Here is a 17,758-nt window from a genome sequence, read left to right as displayed (position 1 = left end):
TCCATGACTTACCTTCGTTTGCTTCAGCACCGCAGCGCCGACGGCGTACGCTCTGTCATCCTTGCCGAGGGCGATGCCGCTCACATCCTTCCGGGAGTCACCTCGACCCGCGAACTCGCGCTTCGCGCCATCGCCGAGGGCGTGACGCTGGCCGACGCCGCGAAGGCCTGCGGGCAGGGGGACGCCATCGATATTGCCGCTGCGTTCGCCGCCGGCAACCTGCTCGCCCCGATCGACCACGACGATTCGGCGCACCTGCTGATGACCGGCACGGGCCTCACCCACCTCGGCTCGGCCGAGGGCCGCGACAAGATGCACCAGGCCGCGTCCTCGGGCAGCAATCTGACCGACTCGATGCGCATGTTCCTCGAAGGCCTGGAGGGCGGCAAGCCGGCCGCCGGCACCGAAGGCCAGCAGCCTGAATGGTTCTACAAGGGCGACGGCCAGCTGCTCGTCGGCCCCGGTGAAGCGCTGGTCATGCCCGCTTTCGCCAAGGACGGCGGTGAGGAACCCGAACTGGCGGGCATCTACCTGATCGGCGAGGATGGCACCGCCTATCGCCTGGGCCTCGCGCTCGCCAACGAGTTTTCCGACCATGTGACGGAGCGCCACAATTACCTGTGGCTCGCCCACTCGAAGCTGCGCCAGGCTGCGCTCGGCCCGGAATTGCTGCTGGGTACCCCGCCGCAGAAGATCGAGGGCACCAGCAAGGTGGTTCGCGGCGGCGAGACGATCTGGGAAAAGCCCTTCCTCTCTGGCGAGGACAACATGTCGCACACGTTCGCCAACCTGGAGCACCACCACTTCAAGTATGACCTGTTCCGTCGTCCGGGCGACGTGCACGTTCACTTCTTCGGCACCGCGACCCTGTCGTTCAGTGACGGCGTGACGGCCGAGGAGGGCGACGTGTTCGAAATTGCCGCCGCGCCCTTCACCCTGCCGGTATCGAACCCGCTGGCCCGCGCCGCCGCTTCGCCGGAAGCGACGACCACCGTGAAGTCGCTCTGAACATGGATCCGATCCGCATCGCCATCGTTGGCATCGGCAAGATCGCGCGGGACCAGCACATCCCCGCGATCAACGGCAACGCGGCGTTCAGCCTTGCCGCCACCGTCAGCCCGCACAACAAGGGCCCGGAGGGCATCCCCCACTTCGATACCCTCGACGACCTCATCGCACACGGCCCGGCGGTCGACGCCGTGGCCCTCTGCACGCCGCCGCAGGTGCGCTACGACCTGGCCGCGCTGGCGCTCGCCAAGGGCATGCATGTATTCCTGGAAAAGCCGCCAGGCGCGACGCTGGCCGAAGTCGCCGCGCTGGAAAGCCGTGCCGAAAAGGTGGGCGTGACCCTGTTCGCTTCGTGGCATTCGCGCTTTGCGGCCGGCGTCAGCCCGGCCCGTGCATGGCTCGCCGAACGCACCGTCAGCAGCGCGTCGATCGTCTGGCGCGAGGACGTGCGCGTCTGGCATCCGGGCCAGGCGTGGATCTGGGAGCCGGGCGGGCTGGGCGTATTCGATCCGGGCATCAACGCGCTCTCGATCGTGACCCACATCCTGCCGCGCCCGATCTTTCTCCAGTCCGCAACGCTGGAGATTCCCGCTAACCGCGCCGCCCCGATCGCCGCCGACATCCAGTTTCGCGACACCGCCGGTGCCCCGATCCACATGGATCTCGACTGGCGGCAGACCGGCCCACAGTCATGGGACATCATCGTCGAGACCGACGCCGGCACGCTGAAGCTCTCGCAAGGCGGCGCTGTACTGGCCCTGCCGAGCGGCACCCAGCGCAACGAGGACCTCGAATATCCGGGCCTCTACGCCCGCTTCGCGAACCTCATCCGGGGCGGACGCAGCGATGCCGACATCGCGCCGCTTCGCCTCGTCGCCGACGCATTCCTGCGCGGCAATCGCCAGATGGTCGACGCATTCCACGACTGATGATCCCAGGGAGGGGACAGGACATGATCAAAGCAATTTGTCGGACCACGCTGACCATGCTGATGGCGGCGACGGCGCTGACCGGCACGGCGCAGGCCGACACTAACGGTCAGCCCACCACCGCCACGATCGAGGCCGACAAACCCGGCCCGGTCTACCACAAGGAAGTGTTTACCCAGTTTGCCGAGCATCTCGGTACGGGGATTTACGGCGGCCTATGGGTCGGCAAGAACAGCAAGATCGCGAACACCAACGGCTTCCGCAACGACGTCGTGCAGGCCCTGCGCAATCTCTCGGTGCCGGTGGTCCGCTGGCCCGGCGGCTGCTTCGCCGATGAGTACAACTGGCGTGAGGGTATCGGCCCGCAGAACAAGCGGCCGGTCAAGATCAACACGCATTGGGGCGGTGTGACCGAGCCCAACACCGTCGGCACGCACGAGTTCTTCGAGCTGATCCGCCAGATCGGCGCACAAGCCTACATCGCGGGCAACGTCGGCAACGGCACGCCGCGGGAAATGGCCGAATGGGTCGAATACATGACCGCCCCCGCCGGTTCGCTGGCCGACGAGCGCGCCCGGAACGGCCGCAAGGAGCCCTGGACGATCCAGTACTTCGGCATCGGCAACGAGCTGTGGGGCTGCGGCGGCAACATGCGCCCTGAGTTCGCCGCCGACGAAACCCGCCGCTACGCCACCTTCATAAAGCCGCCTGCCGGCACAAAGATCCTGAAGGTCGCCGCCGGCGCCAACGTCGACGACTTCAACTGGACCGAGACGATGATGCGCGTCGCCGCTCCCCAACTCGACGGCGTTTCGCTGCATTATTACACGCTGCCTGAAGGTGGCTGGCCACCCAAGGCGGACCCGGTGAACTTCGACGAGCATGGCTGGGCCGATACGCTCTACGAGGCCCGCCGCATGGATGAGCTGATCACCAGGCACAGCGCGATCATGGACAAGTACGACCCCGAAAAGCGGGTCTTTCTGGCGGTGGACGAATGGGGCACCTGGTTCGCCCAGGATCCGGGCACGCACCCCGGTTTCCTGCGCCAGCAGAACACCCTGCGAGACGCGCTGGTGGCCTCGACCCACCTGGACATCTTCGCCAGGCATGCCGACCGCGTGCGGATGACGGCCATCGCCCAGATGGTCAATGTGCTGCAGGCGATGATTCTGGCCGACGGCAACAGGATGGTGCTCACGCCCACCTACCACGTCTTCGAGATGTACAAGCCGTGGCAGGATGCCACCGTGCTGCCCATCGAGATCAAGTCCCCCTGGTATGCCAAGGACGCGTTCACGATGCCGGCGGTTAGCGGCTCGGCGGTGAAGGGCAAGGACGGCAAGATCCATGTCGGCCTGTCGAACCTTGATCCCAACCAGCCCAATACGGTGACCATCACGCTCGATGGCGTTTCTGCGTCGGGCGTTACCGGCCGGGTGCTCACCGCGCCGGCGATCAATTCGCACAACACCTTCGACGCGCCCGACGTGGTCAAGCCTGTCGCCTTCACCGGTGCGAACGTGCAGGGCGGCACACTCGTCGTCACGCTGCCGGCAAAGTCCGTCGTCGTGCTGGAACTGTCATGAAAGGCTGGTTTCTAGTCCTTGCTGCGCTCGGATTTTCCGGCGCAGCAAACGCGCGGAACGCGTCGCCGCCGCTCAACGCCCAGCTGAACGGCGACCTCACGGTCCACGATCCGGTGATCATCCGCGAGGGCGACACCTATTACGTGTTCAGCACTGTAGGCAAATACGTTGGCATCAAGACCTCCCGTGACCTGAAGACCTGGACCGACGCGGGCGCGGTGTTTTCCCAAATACCGGCGTGGGCGAAGGAAGCCGTTCCCGGGACAGAGGGCATCTGGGCGCCGGACATCAGCTATGTGAACGGCGAGTACCGGCTGTATTATTCGGTCTCGACGTTCGGTTCGAACCGGTCCGCCATCGGCCTTGCGACCAGCCCCACACTGGGCGCGAAGGCAAAGTGGAAGGACCATGGCCTCGTCGTCATGTCCACCAAAGAGGACGATTTCAACGCGATCGACCCGAACCTGGTAGTCGATGCGCAGGGCCGCCAGTGGCTGGCGCTCGGCAGCTTCTGGAGCGGTATCAAGCTTTTCCCGCTTGATCCGAAAACCGGAAAGCCCGCGCCCGGAACCGAGCCCTACGCGATCGCCCGCCGCCTCGCTCCGGCCGGCGGACCCGCGCCGATCGAGGCACCGTTCATCATCCCGCACGCAGGCTGGTACTACCTGCTGGCGTCCTACGACTACTGCTGCAAGGGTGTGAACAGCACCTACTACACAGTGGTCGGCCGCGCGAAGAAGATTACCGGCCCTTACCTCGGCAGGGATGGCACCGACATGATGCAAGGGGGCGGCAGCATTTTCCTGCGCGCCGACCTTCAGGAGCAGCAGCGCTTCCGCGGGCCTGGCCACGCTGGTGCCTTCACAGACAAGGATGGCCAGACCTACGTCGTTTACCACGCCTACGACAAGCAGGATAACGGCGCACCGAAGCTGCGGATCGCGCCAGTCCGCTGGGACGCCGAAGGCTGGCCCGTGGCGCAATACTGAAACCCGCCTGACAGCGTCCCGGCTTTGTGCCGGGGCGCTCTTTTTCAGGCAGACCAAACCGGCGCCCGAGCGCTACCGGGACCGACATGAACACCGGAGAGGATGACATGACGATGCTTCTATCGCGCCGCACTTTCGCCGCCACGGCTTCGCTGCTGCCGCTCGCCTGCACCAACCCCGTCAACGCTCTCGGCACCGCGCCGACACCGAGCGGCCCCCGCCCGGCAAACCCGATCAACCCCCTGGTGCGCCAGCGCGCCGACACCCAGATCTTCCGCCACGACGACGGCTTCTACTACATGATGGGCTCGGTCCCCGAATACGACCGCCTGGCGCTGCGCCGGGCGAAGACCATCGCCGGCCTCGCCACCGCCCAGGAGCGCGTGCTCTGGCGGCATCAGGCCAGTGGGCCGATGTCGGGCTTCCTGTGGGCGCCGGAATTGCACCTCGTCGACGGGCGCTGGATCGTCTACTTCGCGGCCGGGCCGAGTGGCGGAGGCGAGGACGTGTTCCGCATCCGCACGTTCGCCGTCGTGTGCGACGGGCCCGACCCGATTACCGGCAACTGGTCCGTCCTCGGCCAGTTCCAGACGCCGTGGGACAGCTTCAATCTCGATTCTACCATCTTTACGCATCGCGGCGTGCGCTACTTCTCGTGGGCCCAGCGTGAGCCGGGGATCGACACCAATTCCAACATCTACATCGCTCCCATGAAGGACGCGCTGACTCTTGCCGGCGCGCCCGCGCGGCTGACGGTGCCGACGCTCCCCTGGGAAGTGCGCGGCTACAAGGTCAACGAGGGGCCGGCATTCATCGTCAAGAACGGGCGCCTGTTCATGAGCTACTCGGCCAGCGCCACCGACGCGCGCTATTGCCTTGGCCTGCTGAGCGTGGACGAGACCGCCAACATCATGGACCCGCGCGCCTGGACCAAGTGGCAGCAGCCGGTCTTCGCCACTTGCCGGGAAACCTCGGTCTACGGGCCGGGGCACAACAGCTTCACCGTGGACGAGCAGGGCAACGACATCCTCGTATACCACGGCCGCGATTACGAGGCGATCGAAGGCGACCCGCTTTACAACCCCGACCGACACACCCGCGTTCAACGCCTGTATTTTGGCGTGGACGGCAACCCGGACTTTGGCGTGCCGGTGGGCAATGGTCCGCTGCCCGAGCGTTTCGCCCCCGCCGTTCGCCAGGGTGAGAACCTGGTCCTTGACGGCACCCGCCTCAAGGTCGGTTCCGGCCCGATCGCGCAGAGCCAGTTCCGCTCCTGGCCGGCGGAAGACGGCAGTGTGCAGCTCTCGCCCATCATGGAGCCCGACCAATGCCTGATCGCCGCTGCCGACGGGTCCGTCGCTCTGGCGCCACGCGCCGCCGCGGGCGCGGCTTCGGGGGCCGATCGCTTCCGCCGCGAGGCCACGAAAGCCGGTGCGGTGCGCTTCGTGTCGCAGGCGTTTGCGGGCAAGGCATTGGCGCATTTCTCCGACAACGTTAGCCTCGCCGGCGCCGCCGATCCGGCCAGCGCATGGTTTCCGGATTGAACTGGAATATGCCGTTACATCGCCGGAAACCGGAGAATTTCGGGCGATGTTGCGGCGGATCTGCAACACCTGAGAAAGGTTTGTGACAGCACCTGTGTTTTTCCTCTTGCATCGCATTAGTCCGACTAATAACTAGCCAGAGTAATTCGAGGGGCATGGTATCGACCAGCCCCGTCTGGGAGGGTTGATATCATGGCACTCAAGCCATTAGCATTCTGCACCGCATCCGTTTTCGCCCTCGGTCTGGCAACGATGGCCCATGCTCAGGACACCGGCGCCTCCGAGGCGCCGGCTGCGGATGAGGCATCCCCTGAAGATATCATCGTCACGGGCGTTCGCGCATCGCTGGCGAGCGCGCAGCGGATTAAGGAGAACTCGGTCCAGATCGTCGATTCGATCGTCGCCCAGGACATCGGCAAGCTGCCTGACAACACCGTGGCCGACGCGCTTCAGCGCGTGACCGGCGTCCAGGTCACGCGTGCCGCAGGTGAAGCGGGCACCGTGCTGATCCGCGGCCTGCCCAACACCGCCACGCTCATCAACGGTCGTGAAGCCTTCACCGGCACCGCTCGCGGCGTTGCCCTGGCAGACATTCCGGCCGAATTGCTAGCCGGCGTCGACGTCTACAAGACCAGCACCCCCGATCTTGTCGAAGGCGGCGTTGCCGGGATCATCGACGTGCGCTTGCGCCGTCCGTTCGACTTCACGGGCTTCGAGGTCGCCGGCGGCGGCCGCGCCGTTTACTCCGACCAGGCCGACAAGTGGAGCTACCTGGGCAGCGGCCTCGTGAGCAACCGCTGGGAAACCCCGATCGGCGAGATCGGCCTGATGCTGGCGGCGTCGTACAACCGTCGCCGCTTCGAGGACAACACCGCGTTCGACTTCGTGTCGAACCCGATCGCCAGCCCTGCCACCGGCGCCCAGATCGGCGTGCCCGACACCGTGGGCGGCCTGTACACGCAGGGCGATCGCAGGCGCATGGCCTATAACGGCTCGTTCCAGTGGCGCCCGGCCTCGAACCTCGAAATCTATGTCGACGGGATCTATACGCAGTACAAAAACCGCTACGATACCGACTTCTTCGTCGGCCTGCCCAAGGCCGGCAACGTCACTTCGGTTACGCCCGACGCTGACTACCCAAGCCTCGCCAGTGGCGTGACCGTGCGCGATGCGTACACCATCACCAGCAACCAGGCTTACAAGGACAAGACCACCACCTACCAGATCAACGGTGGCCTGAAGTACGACGCCGACGACCACACGACCCTGACGAGCGAGCTGACGTACAACCGCAGCAAGCTCGCCAACCGCAACATGATCGTCGATACCTCGTTCAACGCCCCCACGGCGGTGTACCAGTTTGACGTGGGCGGCACCCCCAACGTTGATATCCAGGGGGTAGACCTCACCAATCCGGCCAACTTCACGCTGCGCACGCTGTTCGACAACCACAGCGTCGCGCTCAGCAAGCAGTGGGCCTGGCGCGCGGACGTCGAGCACCGCTTCGATGACGGCTTCCTGTCGGCGCTCAAGGTCGGCGTGCGGTACACCAACCGCCATGTGGACTCGCAGGCAACCGCGTCGATCCCGCTCGCGGCGACCAACCCGGTTCTCGTCAGCACCCTGCCCACGGACTTCTGGGACTTGTCGCCCAACGGCCTCGTCGGCGGCAGGGCAGGGATCGGCTCGTTCCTCGACGCCAGCGGCGATTACCTGCTGAACAACAGCGACACCGTGCGCGGATGGTTCGGCCAGGCGGCCGGCGATCGTCCCTACGAGCCCAACCTCGCCTTCGCCGATGTCGAGAAGACCTACGCCTTCTATGGCCAGGCGGCCTACCGCTTCGACATCGGCGCGATACCGGTGGACGGCGTGGTGGGCGCGCGCGTGGTCAACACCGTGCAGAACCTGTCCGGCAACGGCGTGGAGAGCAAGCAGAACTACGTCAACGTCCTGCCCAGCATCAACATCCGCTTCGGCCTCTCCGACAAGCTGAAGCTGCGTCTGGCAGCGGGCAAGACGATTACGCGCCCGAACTTCGCCGATCTCAACCCGCTCGTCACGTATGTGCCCAGCGGCTCGACCGGCAACCAGGGCTATGCCGGCACCGGCAGCGGCGGCAACCCCAACTTGGGGCCGATCAAATCGGATGCGTACGATGCCACGCTGGAATACTACATCAGCCGCAACACCTCGCTCACCGCCGCAGCATTCTATCGCAAGTTCGACGGCTACATCCAGACGTACTCGGCGCCCGAGCAGTATCAGGGTCAGACCTGGCTGGTGAACCGTCCGCGCGGCGTGAAGGGCACGCTCAAGGGTGTCGAGCTGGCCTACCAGCAGTTCTTCGACTTCCTGCCGGGCGCGCTCAGCGGGCTGGGCGCACAAGTCAACGGCACTTACATCGAAGGCGAAAACGACGATCCGATCAACGGCGGCAAGCAGCGCCTCGTCAACGTGTCCAAGTATTCGTACAACGTCGTGGCCATCTACGAGAAGTACGGCATTTCGGCGCGCCTGGCGTACAACTGGCGTTCCAGCTTCGTCGACAGCTACAACTCGGGCGGCGTCCAGGCGAGTTCCATCGTTGCTGATCCCACCGGCCAGCTCGATTTCTCCGCCAGTTACGACGTGACGCCGGCGATCACGGTCACCTTCGATGCCACCAACATCACCGATCGTACCTACCAGGACCGGTTCAAGGGCCTGAACGCCAACGGAGACTATTCCAGCACCCCGCGTGATACGCGCACGTACGACCGCACTTTCGAAGTCGGCGCGCGCTTCAAGTTCTGATCGTGCCCAAAACGGCAGGGCCACAGCGGTATTGCCATTCCGCTGTGGCCCTGGACAGGCGGCCGGGTCTTTCCGGGTGCGCGTTCTCTCCCAACACCTTGAGGCCCAACGCCCTGGGGCCGGCCGCCTGAACCGATTATCGTCGTCCCCGGTCCGCCCGGGTGCGGCTTCGTCCTGAAGGGGTGACGATGCGCCCGAAGCACCGGATGATCCTTGCCGCCGTGGCGCTGCTTGCAACGGCCGCGTCGCCGCCGGCTCCGGCGCCATCGGTGCATGCGCCGGCCCTCGACATCCCCGCCATCGCCAAGGCTCGCTTCGGCAACGATGCGCCGTGGTACGAGGCGCGCATTCCCTTCTTCGAATCCGCCGACCCGCAGATCGACGCCGTCTACTATTACCGCTGGGGCCTGTTCCGGGCACACCAGCGCGATCTTGGGGCGCAAGGATACATCACCACCGAGTTCGCCGACGACGTGGACTGGCAGCGCCATCCCTACGCCAGTCTCAACGACGCGAGCGGCTTCCACATCGCCGAGGGACGCTGGCTGAACGACCGCCGTTTCACCGACGACTACATCAATTTCATGTACGAGGGCGGCAACGACCGTCACTTCACTGACTACATGGCGGACTCGGTCTGGGGGCGCTACCTGGTCGATGGTGATCGCGAGGCCGTCCTCGCCCATCGCAAGACCATGCGCCACATCTATCGCCTGTGGGACGAGAAGTTCGACTTTGACAAGGGCCTGTACTTCGTCGAACCGCTGCTGGACGCAACCGAGTACACCGTCTCGTCAATCGACGCTTCGGGCGGCAAGGACGGCTTCCGGGGCGGCGACGCCTTCCGCCCATCGGTGAACAGCTACATGTTCGCCAACGCCCGCGCGCTTTCGCGTATCGCCGAGATGGCCGGCGATACGGTCACGGCGGAGGAATACGCCGCCCGCGCCGACGCGCTGCGCACGCGTGTGCTGGCGGACTTGTGGAACCCTGACCTGGGCCACTTCACTGACCGCCACCAGCTGACCAACGCGTACGTCCGGTACTGGCAACCGATCCGCAACCGCGAACTGGTCGGATATCTGCCGTGGATGTTCGACCTCGTGCCCGACGAGGCGAAGTATGCGCAGGCGTGGGCACACCTGCTCAACCCTGCTTCGCTCGCCGGCAAGGCCGGGATGCGCACGGTCGAAAAGAATTACGAATACTACATGCGCCAGTACCGCTACCTGAGCACCGCGCGCGAGTGCCAGTGGAACGGCCCGATCTGGCCCTACCAGACCACGCAGATCCTGATCGGCATGGCCAACCTGCTCGACCATTACGACGCGCGCGGGTCCGTCACCCGCAGCGACTGGATGCGCGAACTGCGCCTTTACACCCAGCTGCACTTCCAGGGGGGCAAGCTCGACCTTGAGGAGGACTACGACCCCGAGACCGGCAAGCCCATCGTCGGTCTCGCGCGCAGTCATCATTACTTCCACTCCGGCTACGTCGACCTGATCCTGACCGGCCTGGTTGGTATCCGCCCGCGCGCCGACGACGTGCTGGAGGTCAATCCGCTGCTCCCGGCCGCCGGCGATCTGCAGGCGCTGGCCTGGTTCCGCGCCGAGCGGGTGCCGTATCATGGCCACCAAGTCTCGGTGACCTGGGACGCGGATGGCTCGCACTACGGCGCGGGCAGGGGTCTCACCATCGCGGTGGACGGCCGCGAAGTCGCGCGGAAGGCGCAGCTAGGCCGCGTCGCCGTGTCGTTGGCGCGCAAGGCCAATGTGCCGATTGTGCGCGAGGAGAACGTCGCGGTCCAGCTGGTGCGCGGCGGCTATCCCCGGCCCGACGCATCCTCGGGCATCGACGCCGAGAAACTGCACGACGGCATCGATGGCCGCATGTGGTTCTACCCGGAGCTGCCGAACGGGTGGGATTCCGCCGTGTCCTCGAAGCCGCAGTGGTATACGGTAGACTTCGGCAAAACGGTCACGCTGGCCCGCGCCGAACTTGCCTTTTTCGCGGATGACAGGACGTTCGAGGCGCCGCGCACTGTTTTCGTTGAGGTGTTCCAGGGTGGCCGGTGGCGCAAGGTGGCGGCAAATACCGCGCCACTCGCCAACGGAATCACCGAGCTGGGGTGGCCCGCCGTGCAGGCCGACCGTATCCGCGTGACCATGGCGCCCACCGCGAACCGCGCCATCCGCCTCGCCGAATTCAAAGCCTTCGCGCGCTGAACCTGCCTGGGATGTTGGCTATGAGGCTAAGGACAGCCTGCCAGTGGAGGTCGGGCGGAAGGGTGACGGGTCCATATTTTGAACCAGCATTCAATTATCGCATCATTATATATGCGATAATATTCCTTATGTTAAGAATTGTGATTGGTACCGCGTGGCTGCGGATTGCAGAACATCGATATTCGATGACGTCCCGATGTGAATCGCGAAGGACATATCTCACTATCCCAGTCGCGGCCCGCCAAGGCCGTCTACACCTGGGCGCGACTATAGTGACGTTTTCGCGCCGCGGCTGATCGACGCGGGACCCCTGATTGTGGCCTTGGAGCATCGTTGGACCTCATCTCACGTTGCACACCTTGCGCCATGAATCCCTCCAAAATCCTCTGTCCAACAAAGATCGCGCAGGTCTCCGCGTCTGCGCGCAGCTTACTTTCGTTTTCAAATTTTTCCACGACTGCCGTTGACATTTAAATGATGCGTATCATATATAAATATGATAGCTATCATGAATTCGGCGATGGAAAGAGCGACACGATGAGCCAAATTCCTGCAGTTCTGATCACCGGTGCCTCCACAGGCATTGGCGCTACGTATGCCGACCGCTTCGCGCGGCGTGGCCATGACCTCGTGCTGGTCGCGCGCGATGCGGCGCGGATGGAGGCGCTTGCGGTGCGCCTGCGCGAAGAAACCGGCGTGGTGATCGATATTCTTCCGGCCGATCTCACCGAAGCTGCCGATCTTGCCAAGGTCGAGGGCAGGCTGCGTAACGATGCGCGCATTGGTATCCTGGTCAACAACGCCGGAACAGCGATCGGCGGAACCTTCGTCGATCAGAGCGTCGCAGACATGACCAAGCTGGTGACGCTTAACGCAACGGCACTTTTGCGGCTTGCCAAAGCTATCGCTCCGCGGCTTGCGGAGATTGGCGAAGGGGCGATCGTCAACATCGGCTCAGTGGTCGGCACTGCGCCGGAATTCGGCCTGACGGTGTATGGTGCCACCAAGGCGTTCGTCCTGTTCCTGTCGCAGGGGCTCGCGCAGGAACTCGGACCGAAGGGCGTCTATGTCCAGGCGGTGCTTCCGGCCACGACCCGCACCGAGATCTGGGATCATGTCGGCGCCGACATCGCCGCCATGAGCAATGTCATGGAAGTAGGCGACCTGGTGGACGCCGCCCTGATCGGCTTCGACCGTCGCGAACCGGTAACCATCCCGCCGCTGCACGATGCCGGCCAGTGGGATGCGTTCGATGGCGCGCGCATGGCCATGCTGGGCAACATCGTCAATGCACAGCCAACCGAGCGTTATCGCACGCCCGCCTGAGCAGCACGCAATAACCAAACCCATGCCGCAACAGCGGTCACCAGACAGGTGCATCATGACCAACACTACGCTTTTCGATCCCTACACACTCGGTGCCATCCCGCTTTCAAACCGCATCGTCATGGCGCCGCTGACGCGTAACCGCGCCGGTGCCGGCTTCGTGCCCGGTGAACTGACCGCCGAGTATTACGCTCAGCGTGCTTCCGCCGGACTGATCGTTTCCGAGGCAACCCAGATATCGCAGCAGGGTCAGGGCTATCAGGACACGCCCGGCATCTATACCCGCGAGCAGATAGAAGGCTGGCGCAAGGTGACCGCCGCCGTCCACGAAAAAGGCGGCCGCATCGTCCTGCAGCTGTGGCATGTCGGCCGCATCAGCCATGTCGACCTCCAGCCCGGCGGCGGACAACCGGTCGCGCCTTCGGCCATCCGCGCCGAGAGCCAGACCTTTGTCAACAACGCCTTCGTCGATGTGTCCGAGCCCCACGCATTGGGGATCGATGAACTGCCCGGCATCGTCGACGACTTTCGTCAGGCTGCCGCCAACGCGATCGAGGCCGGTTTCGACGGGGTCGAGGTGCACGGCGCCAACGGCTATCTCCTTGAGCAGTTCGCCAAGGACGGCGCCAATGTCCGCACCGACGCCTATGGCGGCTCGATGGAAAACCGTGCGCGCCTGATGCTGGAAGTCACCGCTGCGGTGGCGCGGGAAATCGGAGCCGAGCGCACCGGCGTACGCATTTCGCCGGTCTCACCCGCCAATGGCATTTCCTGCAGCGACCCCCAGGCGCAGTACGACTATATCGTCGATCATCTCGATGCTCTAGGCATTGCCTATCTCCACGTTGTGGAGGGTGCGACCGGTGGGCCGCGGGACGTAGCGCCGTTCGACTACGGATCGCTCCGCCGCCGCTTCTCGAAGACCTACATAGCCAACAATGGCTTCGATCTCGACCTGGCGACTTCGCATCTGGCTAATGGGGAGGCCGACCTGATCGCCTTCGGACGCCCGTTTATCGCCAATCCGGATCTTGTGGAGCGGCTGCAAAACGGCGCACCGCTAGCAGAGATCGATCCGGCCACGCTCTACGGCGGCGGTGCTGCGGGTTACACGGATTATCCCCGTTCCACCGAGACGTCCGACAGCTAAGCCTTCAAGGGGGCTGCATCCTGTTGCGGCCCCCTGTGATGCCGATCACCATCCGCCCTGACATGCCCAAAGCCGCGCTCCAGATCGAGAAAAAGCCATGCCGACTGCACTGCACGCACCGAAAACTGCATTCGTGACCGGCGCTTCAAGCGGCATCGGCAAGGCGGCGGCACTGGCCCTTGCCCGGGCTGGCTATCGGGTGGTCGGCACCAGCCGCAAAGTGGACTCGGGCGAGGTGCGCGACGGCATTCGGATGATCGCGTGCGACGTGACATCGGACGCCTCCGTTGTCGCGCAGTGGCCACCGCGCACGCCGAACTCGGTCGCATCGAACTGCTGGTAAACAATGCCGGTTATGCCATCTCTGGCGCGGCGGAGGAAAGCTCGATCGAGCAGGTTAGCGCTCTGTTCGACACCAACTTTCTGGGCGTGGTTCGGGTGACGAACGCAATCCTTCCCCTCATGCGCCAACAGGGCGGCGGGCGGATCCTGAATATCGGCTCGGTCGTGGGGCTGATACCCGGTCCGTTCGGTGCCCATTACACGGCAAGCAAGCACGCTATCGAGGGGTATTCGGAATCGCTGGACCATGAGGTGCGGCCGTTCGGTATCCGCGTCGCGGTGATCGAGCCTACTTCCATCGAAGCCAATTCACCACGCGGCGACTTGCCCGTCGCGGCCTACAGCCAGACATTCCCCCGCTACTAGGCCGCGTTCAACACGGCTATGGCGACCGGCGATACGGCAGAAGCCGTCGCCAAGACAATCGTCGGCGCGGCACAGACCAGAAAGCCGCAGTTGCGCTACCCGTCGGGCAAGGCAGCGCGGCAAACTGCCTTTCCGCGACGCTTTCTGCCACGCGCGCTGTTTGACCGCACGCTGCGCAAGCAGTTCAATATCGCCTAGCACCGCCGATCGTGCAAGGCGCGTGAACCGGGCGCACCTTGCATGATCCCGCCTGTGCGCCCTACCAACCGATGGAAATCGAGCCCCGCACGGCCAGGTCCACCCGCTGGAACCGGTCTTCGGCGGAGACTTCACCGCCCATCGTAAAGCCTGACGAGCCGCCGATGGCCCTCAACCGCGCGAACCAACCGCTGGAGGCATCGTCGCCGGTCACGGTGAAGTCCTGCCCGCCGGTGAAGTGCGCGGTGGTGGCACCAAGGCCGCCCTTGACGATCTCGCGCCAGCCACCCTCGGTCTCGACGCGGAACCAGTTCTGGTCCTGCGCACGCATACCCAGGAAATCCACGCCCACCGTCAGGCTGGGGTTCACCGCCAGCTCGTCGCTGGTACGTGCGTTGACCGTGAGGTCCAGCGCCTGACCTCCGGTTTCGGTGTAGCCATCTTCCTTCAGGCGCACGTAGTCCATCGTCACGCCGGGGCGGAAGAAGAAGAACTGGGAGCCGCCTTCATAGCCCAAGCCGCCCGCCGCCGTCGTGAAAGTGCCGTTCCACTTGGCGTCCATAGTGCGGGTCACCGTTTCGGTGCCGATGACGCCCGCGAATGTACGCGCGCCCTTGAAGTCCGCCTTGCCGAACGATCCGCGCGCGAAGGCGCTGAGCGGGCCGAACTTGGCGCGCCAGTGCGCGGCGATTTCGAAGGCGTTGGAATCGACGTTGGTGATGTCGCCGTTCTTGTGGTTGTTCCACAGGTAGGCGAAGGTTCCGCCAAAGCGGCCCGCCTTGGTCTCGTACTCGCCGGTGGCCGACCAGGCATAGCCGTTGAGCTTGTAGGCCGCGCTTTCGCCGGTCTTGCGGTCGCTGCCCCACACCGCCATGTTGAGCGTGGTGGTGAAGCGGCCGCTGCGGGCGATCGGTCCTTGCGGATCCTGCATCTGGCGCGCCAGGGCACGGGCGCCCAGGCTGATGCCTTCGAAGGCGCCGCCCGCGTGGTCTGGCAGAAGCTGGCCCACCGCACCACGGAACTGGTCGCCGTTGGTGATGCCCAGAAACACGTCGGCAATCTTCTTGTCCTTGCCCAGCACCTGGAACACCGCGTCGTACGCCGCCGCGCCCGAGCGGTTGAGGCCCAGTTCTTTGACCGTGCGGCGCGACACGTCGACGACGATCGTGTTGGCGGCGGCCTGCTTGTCCAGCTCGGCCTTGAACATGTAGGGCACCAGATCGGTCGCGGTGGCCAGCGTATCGCGGCCGGTCAGGGTGCCGGCGGTGAGCACCTGGTAGCTGCCCGCCGCAGTGGAAACGTCGGCCAGGCGGATCGCCAGCTTGGCGCCTTGCGCAAAGCTGGCATTGCCCGCAACGGTGTAGGCCGAGCCCGCCCCCGCCGCCTTGTCCAGCGTGACGACGACCACGCCGGCTGCGCCTACATCCAGCGCGCCGATAGCGGCGGGCCGGGCGATGTCGAGCGTGCCGCCCGTTACCTTTACCGCCAGGGTGGCGGCATTGGCGAGCATGCCGCTGAAGCGCGCCGTGCCCGCAAGGGTCAGCGCGTCCGCCCCGCCGCCAAAGTCGACCGCGCCGGAATAGACGCTGGTGCCGGTAAGCGACATCGCGTCGTTGCCCGTACCAAAGCTGACCGCCCCGGTCTGCGCCGCATCGCCGGATAGCGAGAGCGTGTTGGCGCCGCCGCCGAAGCTGACGTTGCCGGCCACCGTGCCGTCGGCCAGGTCGAGCACGTCGTTGCCTGCGCCCAGCCTCACGTCGCCGACGATCGCGGGTGCGGCCACGCCCGAGGCGACGGCGGTCTGCCGGATCGTGGCCCCGCCGATCGCATTGGCAAGATCGATGGCGATGTTGCGGCCTTCGCCGGCCTTGGTGCCGGTGGCCGAAATGGTTCCGGCGTTCTCGACCAGACCCAGCGTTCCGCTGGCATCGACGATGGCGATGGCCGTGCCCTTCTCGCCCGCAACAGCCTTGATCGTGCCGCTGTTCCTGAGCGTGGGCAGGCTGCCGCCCTGATCGATCCGCACGGCAGTGGCGATCGCCCCGGCGGGCGATGCCGTGCCGGTGCCCGCGGTGATGGTTCCGGTGTTCTGCAGCACGGGCGTCGTCGCGCCCGCGCCAATGCGCAGCGCCGTGGCGCTGGTGTCTATCGCGGTGGCGCTCACGGTGCCCGAAATGCCGATGCCGTTGGCGATGGTCACGCCGCCGCCCCGTCCGCCGACGACGAGGCCATTGGCGTTGACCCCCTTGTAAACGCCCTGCCCCTCGATCGAACCGTCAACGATCAGGCCGAACCTGCTGGCGGTGCCGCTGACCGGGCCGATGGCGATGGCATGGTCGGTAGCGCCGATCTGCGTCGCGGCGGCAGACCCGTAGGAGACGACCTTGGCGTTACCTTCCTTGGCGTCCTCGATGCCGTCAGCGTCGGAATCGGGCTTGGCGGCATCGGCCTTGGGCGCAACCGCAAGGATGATGCCCCCCGTCACGTTGCCCTCGACGATCAGCGCGGAGCCGCCCTGCAGCAGATCGTCGGCATCAAGCTTGGACGGGTCTGCGGGCGCAGTGGCGTAGCGGTAGCCGGTGGCCGCAATAGTGCCCTGCACGACCATCGCGCCGTTGACGTCGCCTGCAAAGCGCGCGCCGATGGCGTCCCTGCCCTGCGCGCCGACGGAGCCGGCAAGGCGCACGTTACCGTCGATCCGCTGGACCGAAACGCCCACGGTGCGGTCCCCCACCACGGTAGTGGTGCCATCGTGCGTGAAAGCGCCGGTCAGGGTGCCGCCAAGCGCGATCCCGGTCGAATCGTTGCCCTCCACGGTGATCGTGCCGCTCTGGGTCAGCTTGCCGATATGATCGCCCTGGGTGCGGATGCCGAAGCGGTTGGACCCCAACGCGAAAGGACCGTCAAGGTCGCCGTCCTTGTCGGTATCGGTGGGGGTGTAAGGCTCGTCGATGACGATCGTGCCGGTGTTGACGATATCGCCGCTGATGCCGGCAAGGGCATTGATGCCCACCGCGCCGTCCGCGTTGGTGACGGTCAGGGTGCCGGCATTGGTGACCGCGTGGTTGCTGTCCTGCGTGATCGCGATGCCGGTAGTCAGGGTAACGCCGCCGTCCTTGGTGACGGTGATCGCATCGGCCGCGCCGTTCTTTATGGTGGATGTTTTCAGCGGGGTGGTCCGCTTGGTGGTCACGTCCTCGGCGTGCGCGGCGGCAGTGATGGCGAACAGGGCGGTAGTGGTCAGCAAGGTCTTGGAAAGCGTCTTGGCAGACAGGTAACGCGGCATCGTGATCCCC

The 17,758-nt window shown here is 65.2% G+C and carries 11 protein-coding genes and 1 pseudogene; 11 read left to right on the top strand and 1 reads right to left on the bottom strand.

The features are described 5' to 3' along the window. The first annotated feature begins 3 nt into the window (after positions 1-3). The 11 genes and pseudogenes from araD1 to ASE49_RS18805 all read left to right on the top strand — a co-directional run bounded on the left by araD1 (position 4) and on the right by ASE49_RS18805 (position 14,462). Positions 4-1,008, top strand: coding sequence for an AraD1 family protein (gene araD1, locus ASE49_RS16815; RefSeq protein ID WP_056775215.1), 1,005 nt, complete (start codon positions 4-6; stop codon positions 1,006-1,008). 2 nt (positions 1,009-1,010) lie between these two features. Beyond that, entirely contained in the window at positions 1,011-1,937 is a 927-nt protein-coding gene (locus ASE49_RS16810; protein ID WP_056775212.1) for a Gfo/Idh/MocA family protein, read from the top strand. 23 nt (positions 1,938-1,960) lie between these two features. Next, positions 1,961-3,526, top strand: a complete 1,566-nt coding sequence (locus tag ASE49_RS16805) for an alpha-N-arabinofuranosidase (RefSeq protein WP_056775209.1) — start codon at positions 1,961-1,963, stop codon at positions 3,524-3,526. Further along, on the top strand, positions 3,523-4,515 hold the full coding sequence (locus tag ASE49_RS16800; protein WP_056775206.1) for an arabinan endo-1,5-alpha-L-arabinosidase: 993 nt from the start codon (positions 3,523-3,525) through the stop codon (positions 4,513-4,515). Before ASE49_RS16805 ends, ASE49_RS16800 begins: the two co-directional genes overlap by 4 nt. 107 nt (positions 4,516-4,622) lie before the next feature. Next, positions 4,623-6,059, top strand: a complete 1,437-nt coding sequence (locus ASE49_RS16795; protein WP_056775204.1) for a glycoside hydrolase family 43 protein — start codon at positions 4,623-4,625, stop codon at positions 6,057-6,059. A 192-nt stretch (positions 6,060-6,251) separates the two neighbouring features. Beyond that, a complete protein-coding gene (locus ASE49_RS16790; RefSeq protein WP_082456541.1) occupies positions 6,252-8,855 on the top strand; it encodes a TonB-dependent receptor in 2,604 nt (867 codons plus the stop codon). Between the two features lie 188 nt (positions 8,856-9,043). Next, positions 9,044-11,080, top strand: coding sequence for an MGH1-like glycoside hydrolase domain-containing protein (locus ASE49_RS16785; RefSeq protein ID WP_056775198.1), 2,037 nt, complete (start codon positions 9,044-9,046; stop codon positions 11,078-11,080). Between the two features lie 537 nt (positions 11,081-11,617). Next, positions 11,618-12,406, top strand: a complete 789-nt coding sequence (locus ASE49_RS16780) for an SDR family NAD(P)-dependent oxidoreductase (RefSeq protein WP_156370369.1) — start codon at positions 11,618-11,620, stop codon at positions 12,404-12,406. Between the two features lie 55 nt (positions 12,407-12,461). Beyond that, on the top strand, positions 12,462-13,556 hold the full coding sequence (locus ASE49_RS16775; protein WP_056775195.1) for an alkene reductase: 1,095 nt from the start codon (positions 12,462-12,464) through the stop codon (positions 13,554-13,556). Between the two features lie 97 nt (positions 13,557-13,653). Continuing rightward, a pseudogene (locus tag ASE49_RS16770) lies at positions 13,654-14,264 on the top strand (SDR family NAD(P)-dependent oxidoreductase). 18 nt (positions 14,265-14,282) lie between these two features. Beyond that, entirely contained in the window at positions 14,283-14,462 is a 180-nt protein-coding gene (locus ASE49_RS18805; protein WP_235523036.1) for a hypothetical protein, read from the top strand. A 61-nt stretch (positions 14,463-14,523) separates the two neighbouring features. Here the strand turns inward: ASE49_RS18805 and ASE49_RS16765 are convergent, their stop codons facing one another. Then, on the bottom strand, positions 14,524-17,748 hold the full coding sequence (locus ASE49_RS16765; protein ID WP_056775192.1) for an autotransporter outer membrane beta-barrel domain-containing protein: 3,225 nt from the start codon (positions 17,746-17,748) through the stop codon (positions 14,524-14,526). Positions 17,749-17,758: the final 10 nt, after the last annotated feature.

Origin of the sequence: Novosphingobium sp. Leaf2 (assembly GCF_001421325.1) — a bacterium.
In the GTDB taxonomy this organism is placed as follows: Bacteria; Pseudomonadota; Alphaproteobacteria; order Sphingomonadales; family Sphingomonadaceae; genus Novosphingobium.
The sequence above is the reverse complement of the archived record's forward strand: the minus strand, read 5'-3'. Positions and strand labels throughout refer to the sequence as shown.